The organism is Legionella sp. PATHC039 (assembly GCF_026191275.1).
GTDB classification, from domain to species: Bacteria; Pseudomonadota; Gammaproteobacteria; order Legionellales; family Legionellaceae; genus Legionella; species Legionella pneumophila.
On record NZ_JAPHOP010000001.1, the window covers coordinates 1,218,353 to 1,233,935 of the forward strand.

Genomic DNA, 15,583 nt, shown 5'->3' on the forward strand with positions numbered 1-15,583 from the left:
GACTAGCATTTTTAATGACCAAAATTACGTTTAATTTGACTGTATGTTGTCATTTTTATATAGTTCCGCGCACTAACGCAAGTATGAATGCTTAAAGCATGTAAATAATCAGGAGAAGCAATGACTCAAAAGACAGCGAAACTCAGCATCGATGGGCAAGAGACGATTGATTTACCAATCTACACTCCCACCTTAGGTAATGATGTGATTGATATTACCCAGCTTGGTTCACATGGCGTCTTTACCTTTGATCAAGGTTTTTTATCAACTGCCTCCTGTGAATCAAAAATCACCTATATTGATGGGGATAAAGGCATTTTGTTGTATAGGGGTTATCCTATAGAACAATTGGCAGAAAAAAAGGACTTCCTTGATGTAAGTTATTTATTACTCAATGGAGAACTACCTAACAAAGAAGAAAAGAAAGCTTTCGTTAGTCTGATCAACAATCATACTATGGTTCATCAGCAAATGTACCAGTTTTTGAATGGGTTCAGACGTGACGCTCACCCAATGGCTATAATGGTTGGAATTGTGGGGGCTTTGTCTGCTTTTTATCATGAATCCATGGATTTGAATAACGCACAAGACCGTTTTATTTCCGCAATCAGACTGGTTGCTAAAATGCCTACTTTAGCCGCAATGAGTTATAAATACTCCATTGGCATGCCCTACATGTATCCTAAAAATAAAATGTCTTATGCAGAAAATTTTCTTCACATGATGTTTGGTGTTCCATCCGAAGATACTACGCCAGATCCAGTATTGGTAAGAGCTATGGATACTATTTTTATTCTACATGCTGATCATGAACAAAATGCATCTACATCGACAGTGCGTCTGGCAGGCTCTACTGGAGCTAATCCCTTTGCGTGTATTTCAGCTGGTATAGGGGCTTTATGGGGACCAGCTCATGGTGGAGCGAATGAAGCCTGCTTAAATATGCTAAAAGAAATAGGCGATGTGAGTCGCATAGATCATTACATTAAACGAGCCAAAGATAAAAATGATCCATTCCGTTTGATGGGTTTTGGGCACAGGGTCTATAAAAGCTATGATCCAAGAGCAAAAGTAATGCGTAAGACCTGTTATGATGTGTTAGAAGCCGTTGGAGCAAAAGACGCACCTTTATTTAAATTAGCAATGGAACTTGAACGTATTGCTCTTGAAGATGAATATTTCATTGAGAAAAAACTCTACCCGAATGTAGACTTTTACTCAGGATTGACTTTAAGCGCTATTGGAATACCAACCAATATGTTCACAGTGATATTTGCTCTAGCCCGCACTGTTGGATGGATGAGTCACTGGATGGAAATGGTAGCCACCAAGTCACGCATTGGCAGACCTCGCCAATTGTATACTGGTGAAAAAATTCGTGACGTAAAATAAAAAATCCAATGTGTTAATCAGTAGCTTGTATTAAACTATAATACGAGCTACTGCGATCTAATTTAATCGCACCAATTTAAATATAAGACTAGCCTATGCGTGCCTTGCTTTAACCATTGCCAACGCCTCTAACCAGCCACGAAAATCTTTTTCAACTACCTCTCTTTCCCTAGATGGCTGAAACTCGTTCTCAACGTCCCATACCTTATTTGCTGAAGAAACTGAATCAAATAGACCAGAACCTATTGCGGCTAATACTGCTGCCCCTTTGGCAGTCGTTTCAATGTCCTTGGGTTTTTGAATTGTCAACTGACATTGATCAGCCATAAATTGTAGAAACCATTGGTTTACTGCCATCCCTCCATCCGCTCTTAATAAAGTCAAATCCAATTGACTATCATCTCTCATACAGGTTAATACATCACGTGTTTGATAACAAACTCCTTCCAGGGCGGCTCTGGCAAAATGCGCTCTATTCGTTGAACGGGATACACCAATAATAGCCGTTCCTGTTATTGATAACCAATGAGGTGCTCCAAGACCAGTAAAAGATGAAACAAGATATACACCATTATTGCTATCAAGACTTTGTGCCAATACTTCAGTTTCAGCAGAATGAGATATCAACTTCATTTCATCGCGTAACCATTTAACAGTTGTTCCGGCATGATAAATACTACCCTCCAAACCATAAGCTGTTTTTTCTTTAATTCTATAGGCAATAGTAGTCAACAATTTATGCTTTGAGAAAACTGGTTTATCACCTGTATTGAGCAATAAAAATCCCCCGGTACCAAAAGTAGCTTTAACCATTCCGCCATTAAAACAACCTTGACCAATTAAAGCGGCTTGTTGATCACCTGCAACCCCGGTAATTGGTATTTCTACTCCCAGCCATTCTTTATCTATCACCCCAAAATGATTATCACTGGAGTAAACCTCTGGTAATATCGATTCTGAAATAGAAAAAAGTTCAAGTAGCTGTTTATCCCATTTTTCATCATGAATATTAAACAGCATAGTTCTGGATGCGTTGGTGATATCGGTAGCATGACTGGCACCTTTAGTCATGCGCCATATTAAAAAACTGTCTATTGTCCCAAATGCCAAATCCCCTTGATTAATTAGTGATTGAGCTTGAGCATTATTCTTTAGTAACCAGTTTAACTTGCTCGCTGAAAAATAGGGATCAGGAAGCAATCCGGTTTTCTCTTGTATCATTGACGAGTATTCAGACAATGAATAACAAAACTCTTCCGTACGTCTATCTTGCCACACAATTGCTGGCGCGAGGCATTCCCCTGTTTTTTTGTTCCAAATCAGAGTAGTTTCCCGTTGGTTGGTAAGGCCACAGCATAAAATTGCTTTTCCTTGAACTTGAGATACGACATCCCTCATCGCATTCAGAGTTTTTTGCCATATTTCCTCAGGATCGTGTTCTACCCAACCCAAATTGGGGTAATATTGAGTAAGAGGATACTGACTATTTGCGATTAAATCACCTTGAAGGGTGTAGATCATCGCGCGAGTACTACTTGTTCCCTGGTCAATAGCTAGTATATAGTTCATTATTATAAAATCCCTCTATATTTATATATATTGAGTGTAATCTTTTTTCGGAGATAAAAACATGGATCAGGTTTTTGATGTTGCAATTATTGGTGGAGGCATCAATGGCTGCGGCTGCGCTGCAGATGCAGCATTAAGAGGTCTGTCTGTGATACTCTTCGAACAGGACGATCTGGCTTCGAAAACCTCATCAAGTAGCACAAAATTAATTCATGGTGGTTTAAGGTATTTAGAGCATTATGAATTTGGTTTAGTCAAAAAAGCACTCCAGGAACGTCAAACCCTTCTCAATTTGGCTCCCCATTTAGTCCATTCCCAATCTTTTGTTTTGCCCTACTTAAAACACATGCGCCCCTCATGGTTATTGAGGTTAGGTTTATTTTTTTACGATCATCTCAGTCGAAAAAATCATTTACCCAAATCCAGATCGATCCACAGAAATAATAAGAATAATTATTTTACGCCACTAAAAGAGGAGCTAAATCGCGGTTTTCTTTTCTATGATGCCGCCACGGATGATGCTCGCTTAACCATTCTTAATGCCATACAAGCCAAAAATCATGGCGCAAGCATAAGGCCACATGCCAAAGTAACCTGTGCTGAGGTAATCAATAACATATGGCATTTAACTATCCAGCCCACCAAAGGGCAGAGTTATAAAGCTTATGCTAAAAGCATCATTAATGCCACAGGACCATGGGTGCAATCCATTGCCCAATTAACTCATACACCTATCCAAAAAGATATTACCCTGGTTAAAGGTAGCCATATTATCGTCCCCAAACTTTTTGAGGGAAATCATGCCTATTTCTTGCAACATAATGATCAGCGGGTTATTTTTGTTATCCCCTATCATGGCTTTAGTATGATTGGAACCACCGATATCCACTATACTGGAGATCTTAACCACATAGAGATTGGCGAAGAAGAAATTGACTATTTAATTGAATTGGTAAATGCCTACTTCAAGGTTAAAATAACTAAAGAAGATGTAGTCCATTCCTGGAGTGGTATTAGGCCTTTATTAGCTGATGATAGCAAGGAAGTCAAATCATTAAGTCGTGACTATTCCTATGAGTTTAACCACTCCCCAGCTCCCATTATTACAATTTTTGGAGGAAAAATAACCACTTACAGGCAGTTGGCTGAAGAAGTTGTAGATCAACTTACCCCTGTATTTCCACAAATGAAGCCATCAAAAACACAACACACGCCCTTACCGGGGGCAACTTTAGCGGATATGAGTTTTACTCAATATGTCAATTACGCCAAAACAAAATATCATTGGCTGGATGATGAACTATTAAATCGCTACCTCAATACCTATGGTTGTTATACTGAAATTTTTCTTTCGCAATGCAACAATATGGAAGCAATGGGGAAAAAATATGGCCCATCACTCTACCAGGTGGAAGTAGATTATCTTATTTTAGAGGAGTGGGCGAATTATTGTGATGATATACTTAACCGCCGCACTAAGCTCGGCCTTACTATGGATAATGCCAGTAAAAAAGAACTTGCGGATTATCTGGCTAGTATATCTACTTATCCTTCTGCTCAAGCTGAGCTCGTATTTCACTAACATCAGCATCAAGTGCTTGTTGCGCCAATTCTTTTAAAGTGGACTCGGGTATGCTTCCAGCATCAGAATAAATAACAATACTGTCTTTGAAAACCATAAGATGAGGGATGGATCGGATCTCGAAAAAATCTGCTAACTCTTGTTGCTCTTCAATGTTAACTTTAACAAATTTAATAGCTGGAAATTGATCGGAAACTTGCTCATATACTTTTGAAAATTGCTTACAGGGAGCACACCACTCAGCCCAGAAATCAATAAAAACTATCTCATTGTCATTAATTAATGATTCAAATTCAGCGCTGTTAATAGTCTGGGTCGGCATGTTAACTCCTAAGTTTCGAGTATCGTTACGATGTTGTCAAATATTTGCTCTACTGTACCTGTACCACTAATAGTGTGAAATTTTGGAGCTTCTTTAGAGCCAGATTCAGCCCATTCCTTATAATATTGCACCAATGGCGCTGTTTGGCTATGGTAAACCTGTAAGCGCTTACGTATGGTTTCTTCTTTATCATCATCACGTTGAATCAGAGGCTCACCTGTGATGTCATCTACACCCGGATTTTTCGGCGGTTGATTCACAACGTGATAAACCCTACCAGAAGGCTGGTGAATGCGTCGCCCGCTAATGCGTTCAATTATTTCTTCGTCATCGACGGCTATTTCTATCACATGATCCAAATGGATTTCTGCATCTTTTAAAGCTTCGGCCTGAACCAATGTTCTTGGAAAACCATCAAACAGGAATCCTCTATCACAATCAGGGTTTTTTAGTCTTTCCTTCACTAACCCGATAATAATATCATCAGATACCAACCCACCTGATTCCATGATTTTTTGGGCACTTAATCCTAAGGGCGTACCTTTTGCTATGGCCGCACGCAGCATGTCACCGGTAGAAATTTGAGGAATTTTATAACGGTTAATTAAAAGTGAAGCTTGGGTTCCTTTGCCGGCGCCCGGTCCACCTAAAAGCATTAATCGCATCCAAAACTCCTTAAATAATTCGTAATCATTATATACTTTCGAATATAGTAACATAGTAGCACTATAAAATTTTATAATTATTTAGTGCACATTGACAAATAATTTTGGTCATGCATAGTCTTAAAAAAACAAATGAGCAGCTCAAAAAACAGGTTTTTTAAGACTATAAGGATTGAGTAGGCTCATCATGAGCAGACCATCACTCACCTTTTCTTTTCAAGCTTTATTCTGTTAAATAAACAGGATTTTACCCGATTTTCTATTTAAAAATAGAAATGTATACCTTACTTAAGATTGACTTCGTGTTATAGCGATTATTATAAACACACAAAATCATATATGGTCCAAGTCTGACTTTATTTCCACTGGCAAGAACATAATTAGGCTATCTTAATTACCACCAGGAACGTGACTTCAACGAACCTTGACAAGAATTGAGCTGCATTGCATAAAGTTGTGATTTAGCCTTCACTTTGCGCGCTACAGAAATTAACCATGGTTTTTTCAAATAGGTTTTCCTTTGATAACCGCCGATCCCTTCATGATAAGCCAAATAAAGTGAGTAAGTATCTGTTCGGGGAATACCTGCCTTAATATTTGCCTGGTTAGCATACCATCCTATAAAATCAACACCATCTCCAAAATCGTCACGTGATGACCAAAACCATCCATTGGTGCGTTTATAATTGTCCCAAGTCGAACGCAACGCTTGAGTATATCCGTAAGCTGTTGATGGCCTTGTCCATGGAATTATCCATAACAGTTTGGTTCTTGGTGGCCTAGCTCGAGCATTAAATTTTGATTCTTGATGAATAATTGCCATTTGGACCGGAACCGGAACCTTCCAGCGTCGCTCAACATCTTTTGAATCCACATACCATTTCGGATATTGTTTAAATATATTACAAATATTATTAATGTCTGCTGGAGGTTTACTGACGCAGCCCGTAAGAAAAATGCTAAAACAAAGTAAAGTAAATCGAATCTTCATGATTTAATGATAAAAAACTCATCCTGCAGTATTGAATATCAATGCTACGATATAAGGTATCAATTTAAAAAATATTGTATCAAATATACTGCATACAATCTATGCCATTTAAAGTTACTTCTATTCCTTCACATGATAGAATCAATCAGATATCCCAATTGTGATTTTGACAAATCCGAAACTTGGCGATAGTTTCAAGCAAATTTGCAAAAATAAGAATTAAGACCGAACTGGACCAACAAATTATGACAATACTTGTTTTTGATATTGAAACAATCCCAGATATTGAGTCAGGGCGAAAGCTTTTTGCACTTGATGGCTTATCAGATAAAGATACAGCATGCGCTATGTTTGCCTTAAGGCGTGAGAAAGCAGGCAATGATTTTTTGCCTCATTACTTACAAAAAATCTGCGCTATATCAGTGGTAATCAGTCATGGAAATCAAATAAAAGTATGGTCTCTTGGCGATGAAAATTCTGATGAAAAAGAATTAATAACTCGTTTTTTTGCTGGAATTGACAAACATACACCCACCCTGGTGAGCTGGAATGGGAGCGGTTTTGATCTTCCTGTACTGCATTACCGATCCCTATACCATAGTATTAGTGCGCCCACTTATTGGGAGACAGGGGAAAATCAACAAACCTTTAAATGGAACAATTATCTAAGCCGTTTTCACTACCGACATATTGATCTAATGGATGTTCTTGCAGGATATCAGAACAGAGCATTTGCCCCTCTTGATGACATTTCAACCATGTTAGGTTTCCCTGGAAAAATGGGAATGAGTGGCTCTAAAGTTTGGGAACAATACCAGGCAGGCCAATTGAAAGAAATAAGAGATTATTGTGAAACAGACGTACTCAACACCTATTGTGTATATTTAAGATTTGAGCTGATGCGTGGCACAATTAGCCAGGAAGGTTATGACAGAAACATAGCACAACTCAAAAACTATTTAGGTGCTGAGAAAGACAAGATGCATTTACAGGAATTTCTCAAAAAAATGCTCTGAAGATCTTAATCGTCACTGTAAACGAGTTGTCCTGTCTAGATAATGGCGACCGCTAAAAAGGTCTCTGCCCCGTAAAAGTCAGGCTATGACTATCTGTTTCAATCAGTGCCAAGGCTTTGACATAGCCCTCACTTTTCAAGTGAATTAAGGTGTTATGATACCTTTCAAGCCCAAGTTGCTCATAAGAACTCAAATCAACTGCATTAGCTCCATTTGCCAATTGTGTCCATGACCAAATGGTTATCCACCACTCAATGATGGGTTTATAAACCTCTATCCATGCCAACAGAGAGCCACTCAGCTCTTCTGTATTAAAGTAAGCTTTCAACAAAATAAGCTGTTGTTCACGGTTTAGCTTGGCCTCAACCATAAAATAAACCAAATCCCAAATAAAATCATTATTACTTGAATATTCCCAATCAATCTGATGAATCTTTTCAGAACCCTTGATTTCTGGATTTTCGGACAAGATAAAATTAAGTGGCGTTGTATCATTGTGGCAAGGAAATTGCTGAATACGATAAGAAGAAAAAATCTCCTTTAGATTTTTCATTTGTTGCTCAATAAATTCTATTTCCCCTGGGAAATTAAAGGGTTTTCGTTTTAATAAATCCAATAACTCTTCATTTCGCTCAAAAAAAAGCGTGTTATTATTAAAGGGAGGAGATTTATGAAGTCTTCTCATCATAGATGCTACCTCATGCAGAATTTCCTTGCGGGCCAAAGCTTGATCATCCAGAGAATGTACTCCTTCTATAAAGCGCGTTACCTGCAGCCCATCTTTTGGATCAAAGAAAGCTATTGGAACATTCAGTCCAAGTTTTTCGGCTTGTTTAGCATTGTGGGCTTCATCTCTTCTGGTTATAAATGCTGAAGAGCCTATTCCAGGAATCCGCATAACCCATTTCTCAGGTGCATTTTTGATTCTTAGCCTAAATGTGGAATTCGTCATACCACCTGTCATTAATTTTAATTTCAAAACGTCAAGACCCAAATTCGCAAATAAAGGTATTCGATGAATCACCGGTAACATAGACAGGTATTGCCGTGTCAATTGAACCAGCCGAGACCAGTCTTTATTCACTAAAGAAGCAACAGACTGAGACTTGGGATCTAGCAAACTGAGTATGTAAATGATTAAATGTTCGCTTAATTTGGGTTTATTATTATCATCACCAAAAAAATATAATTTCATAAATGTCATTTATTAATTAATGATAAAACTGAATGCATTATATAAAAACTGATAATAAAATAACATACAATTCATCATTACTTTCCTGGGAATACTGAATGTTTTTGCACATGAATCGCTACATTAGCCTCTATTTTCTACTCATTCTATTAATTGCACCAATTCACCTCCTTGGATTAGATAGTTATTATTACTGGGATTGGAGTAGGCATTTGGCTCTATCATACTATGATGGTTCTCCCATGATTGCCTACTTTATCCGCATAGCCACACTTTTATTTGGAGATACTCTCTTTGCTTTAAACCTGGTTACTATAGTTTCTACTGCCTTGACCAGTTTTATAATTTATAAAACAGCAAGATTATGCCTTAATAAGGAAGCCAGTTATGTTACGGTTTTGATTTGGTTATTCTCACCATTAGTCACTTTAGATTTGATCAATCAAACTACTTATGACACACCTTTAACCCTTTTTTGGGCATTAACTCTTTACTTTACAATAAGGTATATCCAGTTTAATCGAAACCACGATCTGTATTACATAGGCTTGAGTATAGGCCTTATGCTTTTATCCAAATACTCAGGTGTTGTTCTCGTGCTGGCCTTACTTATTTTTTTGGTTGCAACACCCTATAGACGACTTTTTAAATCCAGGCATTTTTATTTGGCATTAACCCTGGCAATCATTGTCTTTAGCCCGGTTATCCTATGGAATGTTCAACATGATTGGGTATCCATTCGCTACCAGTTAAGTACTCATCAAACGCAAAATACTCATCATGCGATGGGGAGTGTCTTGCATGCCTTTTTTAGTATTTTCCTCCCTGCAATTAACTTTTTATTCATTCCACCAGCGTTATATCTATCCAAAGGGACGCCTAGAAAATCTCCTGTATTTTATTTGTGCCTCATTATTTGCGTAACATTTAGTCTTTTCTATTTATTTGTCGCCAGCAAAGCCACGATAAGAGGATATTGGTTGAGCCAATACATAATTACTGCCAGCTTATTAGCTGGTTATTGCTATCAAGAGTGGGCTTATCGTAATTCTACTTATTTATTAATTGTATTCTACACTCTTACCAGTGGAATCATTTTGATGGACAATACCACTCTTTTCAGTTTTGGGTATTCAAAAAAACTGGCTTATTATCAATCGATACAACAAATTAATCAGTCTAATGATAAACTCCCAAGCATAGTCATAACCCCAGGATGGTTTGAGGCACGCATGCTGTTTTTTCTTAAAAATAAACCAACAATTTTTACCTTTGACTGCGGTTCAATGCAAAATCAATACGGGTATTGGTCACCTAATCTGAATACCCTTGGCGAAGTGCTATATATCGATACATTTGATAGATTATCATGTGTTAAAAAATACTTTGCCCAGTGTCAATCATTAAATTTGCCGGCTACTTTTGATGAAAAAGGTAAGCCAATCATTTACGCCTATTGGTGCAGTAATAAGCTGGATACTTAAATGAAACAGGAGTTATACCCCCAATCTCTTTGTAAAAAATGCTTTTATTGAGGGTTTAGTTTATCCAATCTCATTACACTTATGCTTTCAAATTTGAGTTTCTTTAGAAGAGTTTGAATTGAGAGAATGAGCGCCTTTTGATGACCAAATAATATTTGAATAAAACAGGTAATTGATAATAGATCCAATGCCCAAGCCTGAGGCTACAATGATATTTTCTTTCAAAACACCTTGTCCAAAGGAATGGACAAAAATATGAACCCATAGGCTTTGAAAATAAACCATAAATGTGGAATAAATAATAAATTGTGTAAAACGGCTAAACGTTGTTTTAGTTATCCGGAAGTCAGTTTTTTGTTTGAATGTAATGGAATGGTGAAAAATAAAATTGGATATAATAGCAGCAGTGATAGCAACTTGGCTGGATATCAGAGCGGAATAGTTCGAACTGCGCAACCAATTGTATAAGCTGAATTGAATCAATGCACCGATGGAGCCAACACAGCACATAGTTAGGTACTGGCGTAATTCTCTGAAGCGAAGGGTAAAAAGAACACGTAAGGTGTCAATCATACTGTTTTTAGGTAATTTACTTTTCCCTTTTTCTCTATCAATAAATTGGATAGGAAATTCAACGATCCTGGCTTTTGCCTTGTGTAAAAGCCAGTATAACTCAAGTTTATACGCGTAATTATTGGATAGGAAGTTTGAAGGCAATAGTTTCTTTAGCAGATTAGTACGTATTGCCCTTAAACCAGAAGTAAGATCTTTATATTTTCCAGTTAATAACATACGAGCAACCCAATTACCTCCCACAGATAATAATTTACGATGGAATGCCCAGTTTGAGGGAATCCTTCCCCCTGAAATATATCGGCTCCCCACAACTACATCATGCTGTTTAAGTAGCTCTAACATGGGAGCAATATAACAAGGTTGATGAGAACCATCTGCATCAAACTCAAATACAACATCTGCATTTAACTCATTTATTGCAATTCTCATAGCTTGCAGGTAAGCGGAACCAAGTCCAGTTTTCTGTGGTTCTTGTGCAAAATGAACACGTTGAGAGGTATAAGTTAGCTTTCGAACTATATGGGCTGTAGAATCTGTGGAGTGACTATCAAATACAAGAATGTCAACCTGATAATCTGCGAGTGAGCAAGTCTCCTGAAGAATCAAATCAATCGTATTAGAAATATTATCTTCTTCATTGTAGGTAGGGATAATAATAACGACTTTTTCTTTGGGCATACTGATCAGATCATAAGAAGCAGATTTTAGAAGTAAGCAAATCTTATCAAATGGTGGACTTGCCGTAAACAAACTTTAAGTGGCAGTTGCTATTGTAAAGATTTATTCTCAGTATATGGCAGATTTTATGTCACTTACCAAAACATTTATCAGATTTTCTACCAAATTATGAAATAAATGTATATACTGACAGACCGCCTTTTAGAAACGATTGATTCAGGTTTAATGCTATGTCTGAGCCACTAATTAAAATTTCATACAGACAGGCCATTATCTTTGCTTGCTTCCTGGTTTTATACGAGTTTTTGACTTATATAGCCAATGACATGATCATGCCAGGTATGATCAATGTTGTTAAATCATTCAACGCGCATGAAAGTGTTGTTGCCACCTCTCTAACTGTCTATGTCCTCGGAGGGGCCAGTTTGCAGCTCATACTTGGCCCACTATCAGATGCTTATGGCAGAAGACCTATGATGTTAATAGGATCATGCTTATTTTTTCTGTTCACTCTTTTGATCGCAAGCTCACACTCCATGAATCAGTTTTTAATCGCCCGGTTTTTTCAGGGAATGGGATTGTGTTTCATTGGCGTTATAGGCTATGCCACAATTCAAGAAATATTTGAAGAAATGGACGCTATCCGATTAATTGCTATCATGGCTAATGCCGCAATATTAGCCCCATTATTAGGGCCACTATTGGGAGCTATAATCATTCATTATGCGTCCTGGCGTTTGATTTTTATTATTATTGCTTTGGGTGCTCTTTTAGCTTATTGGGGATTATGGCGGTTTATGCCAGAACCCATAGGCCAGGTAAAAAGAGACGGCCAGATTATACCTAAAACACCGTTCGCACTGAACGCTATAACCCGAAATTATAAAACGTTATTATCTAATCAGGCCTTTTGTTATAGTGCAATTGCTGAAGGTCTGGTAGGGATCCCATGCATCGCCTGGATTGCGCTCGCGCCAATCATATTAATTGCTGAAGCAAAATTAACTGTGATTCAATATGGCCTTTGGCAACTACCTATCTTCGGGGCAACAATTTTAGGAAACTGGTGTTTACATCATTTAACTTACAAATATAAAATCGAGAGAATTATTTTTATAGGTTGTATCATAATGGTTGTGGGACTTGCTCTGACAGCTCTCCTCCCTTATTTTTATGGCAATAATTATGTGTATTTGATCCCGGGAATCATAATTTACTTTTTCTCGCTGAGTGTAATTAATGCCCCCTTGAACAGGTATTGTTTATTTGTAACCGCTGTAAGCAAAGGTACAGCCTCGGCATTAATCAGCCTAAGTATTATGATCATTGGGGCTATTGGAATAGAAATAGCTAACCTGTTTTATCAACATCACAATAATCTGCATTTCGCCCTCTATTGTAATGCCGTTGGATTATTATTTTTAATCTTTATCGGTTTAACTTTTTTTATAGGGACTCCCAAGAAATCTGAAATTCATGATGAAGCAAATAGTAATGTGGCTAACTCATAAGAACAAGCCACATTTACATAACCTGATTCCTTTGTTTTAGGTCAATAACGCAAAATTGAATTGATAAATCTGTTATTAATCTCTGCGCGCAGGATGTGATTCCTTAAGCAAAAAAGTGGCAATAAGCAAACTAGCCAGGAAGCATATCGGCATAACGAGCAAAGCAGTCTGATAACTCGATATACTGTATACATGAGCACCATTGACAATTCGCCATGATCCTATCTGTTGCAAGATATAGCCAACGAGTGGCTGGAAAATGGCCCCACCAATTAATACAGACAAATTATTAAAACCAGATGCTGTGCCAACTAATTCTGGGGTATTATTTTCTTTAACTACTGCAAAACTTACCGTCTGTCCTCCAGCACCTAATCCTAAAACGAACAAGACAACATAAGCCCAATTATAAGATAACTCAGACCAATAAAGGATAATCAGAGTAGCAATCAACCCTAAAACCGCACTGATAATCAATGCAATACGACGACTCTCCAATTTATCACTCAACCAACCTAACAAGGGACTACCAACACCAATGCCTAGCCAAATCATACTGCATAAACCTGAGGCAGCCACTACGCTTACTTGAAATTTTTCCTGTAAAAAAGGAACCCCCCAAAGTGCAGCAAATACTGCAATAGGAGTCCAAATTGCAAAAGCATAACCCCCGATAATCCATGTATAAGCATGTTTACAGACAGCTACTAAGCGCTTCCATTCATCTCTTAAATAATGATCGGGGATTGTCTGATTTTGCTGATGAGGATAATCTCGAATAAATACCCAAAATAAAATAGCCAAAAGAAATCCAACACCCGCTAAAATAAAACTCGCACTTCTCCATCCAACCAGATCAATTAAAGCTGCCAAAGGCATTTCACCAAACATAGCGCCGACTGAACTCATCAACTGCGCTACCCCTGCTAGAATTGCAAAATAATAAGGGGGAAACCAGCGTGAAATAAGGACCAAAACACCGATAAAAGAAAACGCAGAGCCTATTCCGATCAAAAATCGGCCTATGCAAGCTGTAAATACACTGTCAGTGGAAGCAAAAAAGGCAGAACCAAATGCACACAAAACGATTGCAAAAGTCATTAACTTGCGTGGCCCATATCTATCGTATAATACTCCTGCTGGCAATTGTGTAGGGGCATAAGCATAAAAATAAAAAGCTGAAATGACACCAAAGCCTTGACCCGTCACCCCAAAAGTTTTCATCATCGACTCTGCCATAACGCTTGGTGCTACTTGTAGTATGAATTCATACAAGTAAAATGAAGCGGCTAGAAAAAAAATAAAATAAGACGTTGCAAGTGTATTTCTTGCTCCACTGTTTGAAGCGACGTTGTAATGTGCGGTCAATTTAAAATCACTCTGTTAATTTTTATGAAATTAAACCTTATGATTCTTTAGTTTGTCAATATGATTTTATTATAGGATACACTGCACCTAAAATTGCAATACCTTTAGCTCCAGTTATTGATGTTAAATTAACTGGCATTTGATTAATCGTCTGTGCTGCTAACCATGCAAACATCATTGCCTCAAGATAATCAGGACTAATCCCTAGCTCTGCTATGCTTTTTACTGCTATCCCAGGCAGTAGACGAGCTAAATTCTCTTTCAAATGCGTATTATGGGCTCCGCCTCCACAGAGATATAATTGTTTAATTTCTCCTGATTCATTTAATATTGTTTCAGCTATCGTATGGGCTGTAAGCGCCAACAAAGTAGCCTGAATATCAGCTGGTGTGTAATCTGTTTTTAAATGTTTTTGTAGCCAGGATAAAGAAAAATATTCTTTGCCTATGCTTTTAGGTGAATCCAAATGGAAAAATGGATCTTGTAACAAATATTCAAGTAGAGGATGAATTACTTGACCTTGGCTCGCCCAAACCCCACTTTTATCAAAAAGGACTCCTTTATTTTTATAAATCCAGGCATCCATCAGACAATTTCCAGGCCCTGTATCCCAACCTCTAGTCATTTGATTCTTTGCAATAAAGGTAACATTAGCAATACCACCGATGTTAACAACAGCAACAGACTCATTCACTTTAGAAAATATCTGTTGATGGTAAAGGGGAGCAAAAGGCGCACCTTGACCACCATTCACCAAATCTCTTGTTCTAAAATCTGCTACAACGGTAATGCCAGTTAAAGAAGAAATCGTATGGCCACAACCAAGCTGCAAAGTATACGGGATATTTCCACTTGTATCATGACAGACAGTTTGACCATGACTACCAATGGCCTGAATTTCTTTTGAATGCACTTTTATTTCATTCAAGAGTTGGCGAACTGCTTCTGCAAACTCCCTGCCAATTAGCGTGTTCAGTTGGCAAATCGAAGCCAGGGTTAAATGATTACCCATAATTAAATCATCAAGATTTCTCCTGACATCATCTCTATATTGTTTAGTAATCCCGTGAATCAATTGATTGGAAGGAAGCTCCAGTAAGGCAGTATCAATTCCATCCATACTGGTACCTGACATCAAACCGATGTATAAACTCATTAATTACTCTAAATTTAAAATAGAATTGATAAATACTACTAAAACCTTTATTCACAAGCAAAAAATTATTAGACAACG

13 protein-coding genes are annotated in these 15,583 nt (G+C 37.7%); 5 read left to right on the forward strand and 8 right to left on the reverse strand.

Translation table 11 applies throughout. The features are described from left to right. The first annotated feature begins 120 nt into the window (after window positions 1-120). A complete protein-coding gene (gltA, locus tag OQI99_RS05495; RefSeq protein ID WP_010947144.1) occupies window positions 121-1,392 on the forward strand; it encodes a citrate synthase in 1,272 nt (423 codons plus the stop codon). Between the two features lie 93 nt (window positions 1,393-1,485). Here the strand turns inward: gltA and glpK are convergent, their stop codons facing one another. Continuing rightward, entirely contained in the window at window positions 1,486-2,961 is a 1,476-nt protein-coding gene (gene glpK, locus OQI99_RS05500; RefSeq protein ID WP_061514071.1) for a glycerol kinase GlpK, read from the reverse strand. A gap of 61 nt (window positions 2,962-3,022) precedes the next feature. Here glpK and glpD point away from each other — a divergent pair, with 61 nt between their 5' ends. After that, a complete protein-coding gene (gene glpD, locus OQI99_RS05505) occupies window positions 3,023-4,543 on the forward strand; it encodes a glycerol-3-phosphate dehydrogenase (RefSeq protein WP_061514072.1) in 1,521 nt (506 codons plus the stop codon). Here the strand turns inward: glpD and OQI99_RS05510 are convergent. The 3 genes from OQI99_RS05510 to OQI99_RS05520 form a co-directional block, all read right to left on the reverse strand. After that, window positions 4,503-4,865: a thioredoxin family protein gene (locus OQI99_RS05510; protein WP_010947141.1), complete on the reverse strand. Its 363-nt coding sequence runs from the start codon at window positions 4,863-4,865 to the stop codon at window positions 4,503-4,505. The genes glpD and OQI99_RS05510 overlap by 41 nt on opposite strands. 8 nt (window positions 4,866-4,873) lie before the next feature. Beyond that, window positions 4,874-5,530 carry an adenylate kinase gene (gene adk / locus OQI99_RS05515; protein ID WP_011946427.1) on the reverse strand — a complete coding sequence of 219 codons (657 nt, stop codon included), beginning with the start codon at window positions 5,528-5,530 and terminating at the stop codon, window positions 4,874-4,876. Between the two features lie 394 nt (window positions 5,531-5,924). Further along, the gene (locus tag OQI99_RS05520) at window positions 5,925-6,521 is read right to left on the reverse strand and encodes a transglycosylase SLT domain-containing protein (RefSeq protein ID WP_027224940.1); all 597 of its coding nucleotides are present in this window, start codon (window positions 6,519-6,521) and stop codon (window positions 5,925-5,927) included. Between the two features lie 245 nt (window positions 6,522-6,766). Between OQI99_RS05520 and OQI99_RS05525 the strand changes: the two genes are divergently transcribed. Further along, window positions 6,767-7,537 carry a 3'-5' exonuclease gene (locus tag OQI99_RS05525; RefSeq protein WP_061514073.1) on the forward strand — a complete coding sequence of 257 codons (771 nt, stop codon included), beginning with the start codon at window positions 6,767-6,769 and terminating at the stop codon, window positions 7,535-7,537. A 52-nt stretch (window positions 7,538-7,589) separates the two neighbouring features. On the opposite strand, the gene OQI99_RS05530 is transcribed toward OQI99_RS05525, so the two are convergent. Further along, entirely contained in the window at window positions 7,590-8,732 is a 1,143-nt protein-coding gene (locus OQI99_RS05530; protein ID WP_061514074.1) for a phosphotransferase family protein, read from the reverse strand. Between the two features lie 98 nt (window positions 8,733-8,830). On the opposite strand from OQI99_RS05530, the gene OQI99_RS05535 reads away from it, so the two are divergent. Continuing rightward, on the forward strand, window positions 8,831-10,216 hold the full coding sequence (locus OQI99_RS05535) for a glycosyltransferase family 39 protein (RefSeq protein ID WP_061514075.1): 1,386 nt from the start codon (window positions 8,831-8,833) through the stop codon (window positions 10,214-10,216). An 87-nt stretch (window positions 10,217-10,303) separates the two neighbouring features. Here the strand turns inward: OQI99_RS05535 and OQI99_RS05540 are convergent, their stop codons facing one another. Next, entirely contained in the window at window positions 10,304-11,470 is a 1,167-nt protein-coding gene (locus OQI99_RS05540) for a glycosyltransferase family 2 protein (protein WP_061514076.1), read from the reverse strand. A 230-nt stretch (window positions 11,471-11,700) separates the two neighbouring features. Between OQI99_RS05540 and OQI99_RS05545 the strand changes: the two genes are divergently transcribed. Next, window positions 11,701-12,981: an MFS transporter gene (locus OQI99_RS05545; protein WP_061514077.1), complete on the forward strand. Its 1,281-nt coding sequence runs from the start codon at window positions 11,701-11,703 to the stop codon at window positions 12,979-12,981. 75 nt (window positions 12,982-13,056) lie between these two features. Here OQI99_RS05545 and OQI99_RS05550 read toward each other — a convergent pair whose 3' ends face one another. Both OQI99_RS05550 and OQI99_RS05555 read right to left on the reverse strand, forming a co-directional pair. After that, a complete protein-coding gene (locus OQI99_RS05550) occupies window positions 13,057-14,349 on the reverse strand; it encodes an MFS transporter (RefSeq protein ID WP_061514078.1) in 1,293 nt (430 codons plus the stop codon). A gap of 55 nt (window positions 14,350-14,404) precedes the next feature. Then, window positions 14,405-15,505, reverse strand: coding sequence for an anhydro-N-acetylmuramic acid kinase (locus tag OQI99_RS05555; RefSeq protein WP_061514079.1), 1,101 nt, complete (start codon window positions 15,503-15,505; stop codon window positions 14,405-14,407). Between the last annotated feature and the right edge of the window lie 78 nt (window positions 15,506-15,583).

Excerpts from the sequence above, each read along its gene's own strand:
- gltA (WP_010947144.1), top strand. The coding sequence starts at position 121 with ATGACTCAAAAGACAGCGAAACTCAGCATCGATGGGCAAGAGACGATT.
- glpK (WP_061514071.1), bottom strand. The coding sequence starts at position 2,961 with ATGAACTATATACTAGCTATTGACCAGGGAACAAGTAGTACTCGCGCG.
- glpD (WP_061514072.1), top strand. The coding sequence starts at position 3,023 with ATGGATCAGGTTTTTGATGTTGCAATTATTGGTGGAGGCATCAATGGC.
- OQI99_RS05510 (WP_010947141.1), bottom strand. The coding sequence starts at position 4,865 with ATGCCGACCCAGACTATTAACAGCGCTGAATTTGAATCATTAATTAAT.
- adk (WP_011946427.1), bottom strand. The coding sequence starts at position 5,530 with ATGCGATTAATGCTTTTAGGTGGACCGGGCGCCGGCAAAGGAACCCAA.
- OQI99_RS05520 (WP_027224940.1), bottom strand. The coding sequence starts at position 6,521 with ATGAAGATTCGATTTACTTTACTTTGTTTTAGCATTTTTCTTACGGGC.
- OQI99_RS05525 (WP_061514073.1), top strand. The coding sequence starts at position 6,767 with ATGACAATACTTGTTTTTGATATTGAAACAATCCCAGATATTGAGTCA.
- OQI99_RS05530 (WP_061514074.1), bottom strand. The coding sequence starts at position 8,732 with ATGAAATTATATTTTTTTGGTGATGATAATAATAAACCCAAATTAAGC.
- OQI99_RS05535 (WP_061514075.1), top strand. The coding sequence starts at position 8,831 with ATGTTTTTGCACATGAATCGCTACATTAGCCTCTATTTTCTACTCATT.
- OQI99_RS05540 (WP_061514076.1), bottom strand. The coding sequence starts at position 11,470 with ATGCCCAAAGAAAAAGTCGTTATTATTATCCCTACCTACAATGAAGAA.
- OQI99_RS05545 (WP_061514077.1), top strand. The coding sequence starts at position 11,701 with ATGTCTGAGCCACTAATTAAAATTTCATACAGACAGGCCATTATCTTT.
- OQI99_RS05555 (WP_061514079.1), bottom strand. The coding sequence starts at position 15,505 with ATGAGTTTATACATCGGTTTGATGTCAGGTACCAGTATGGATGGAATT.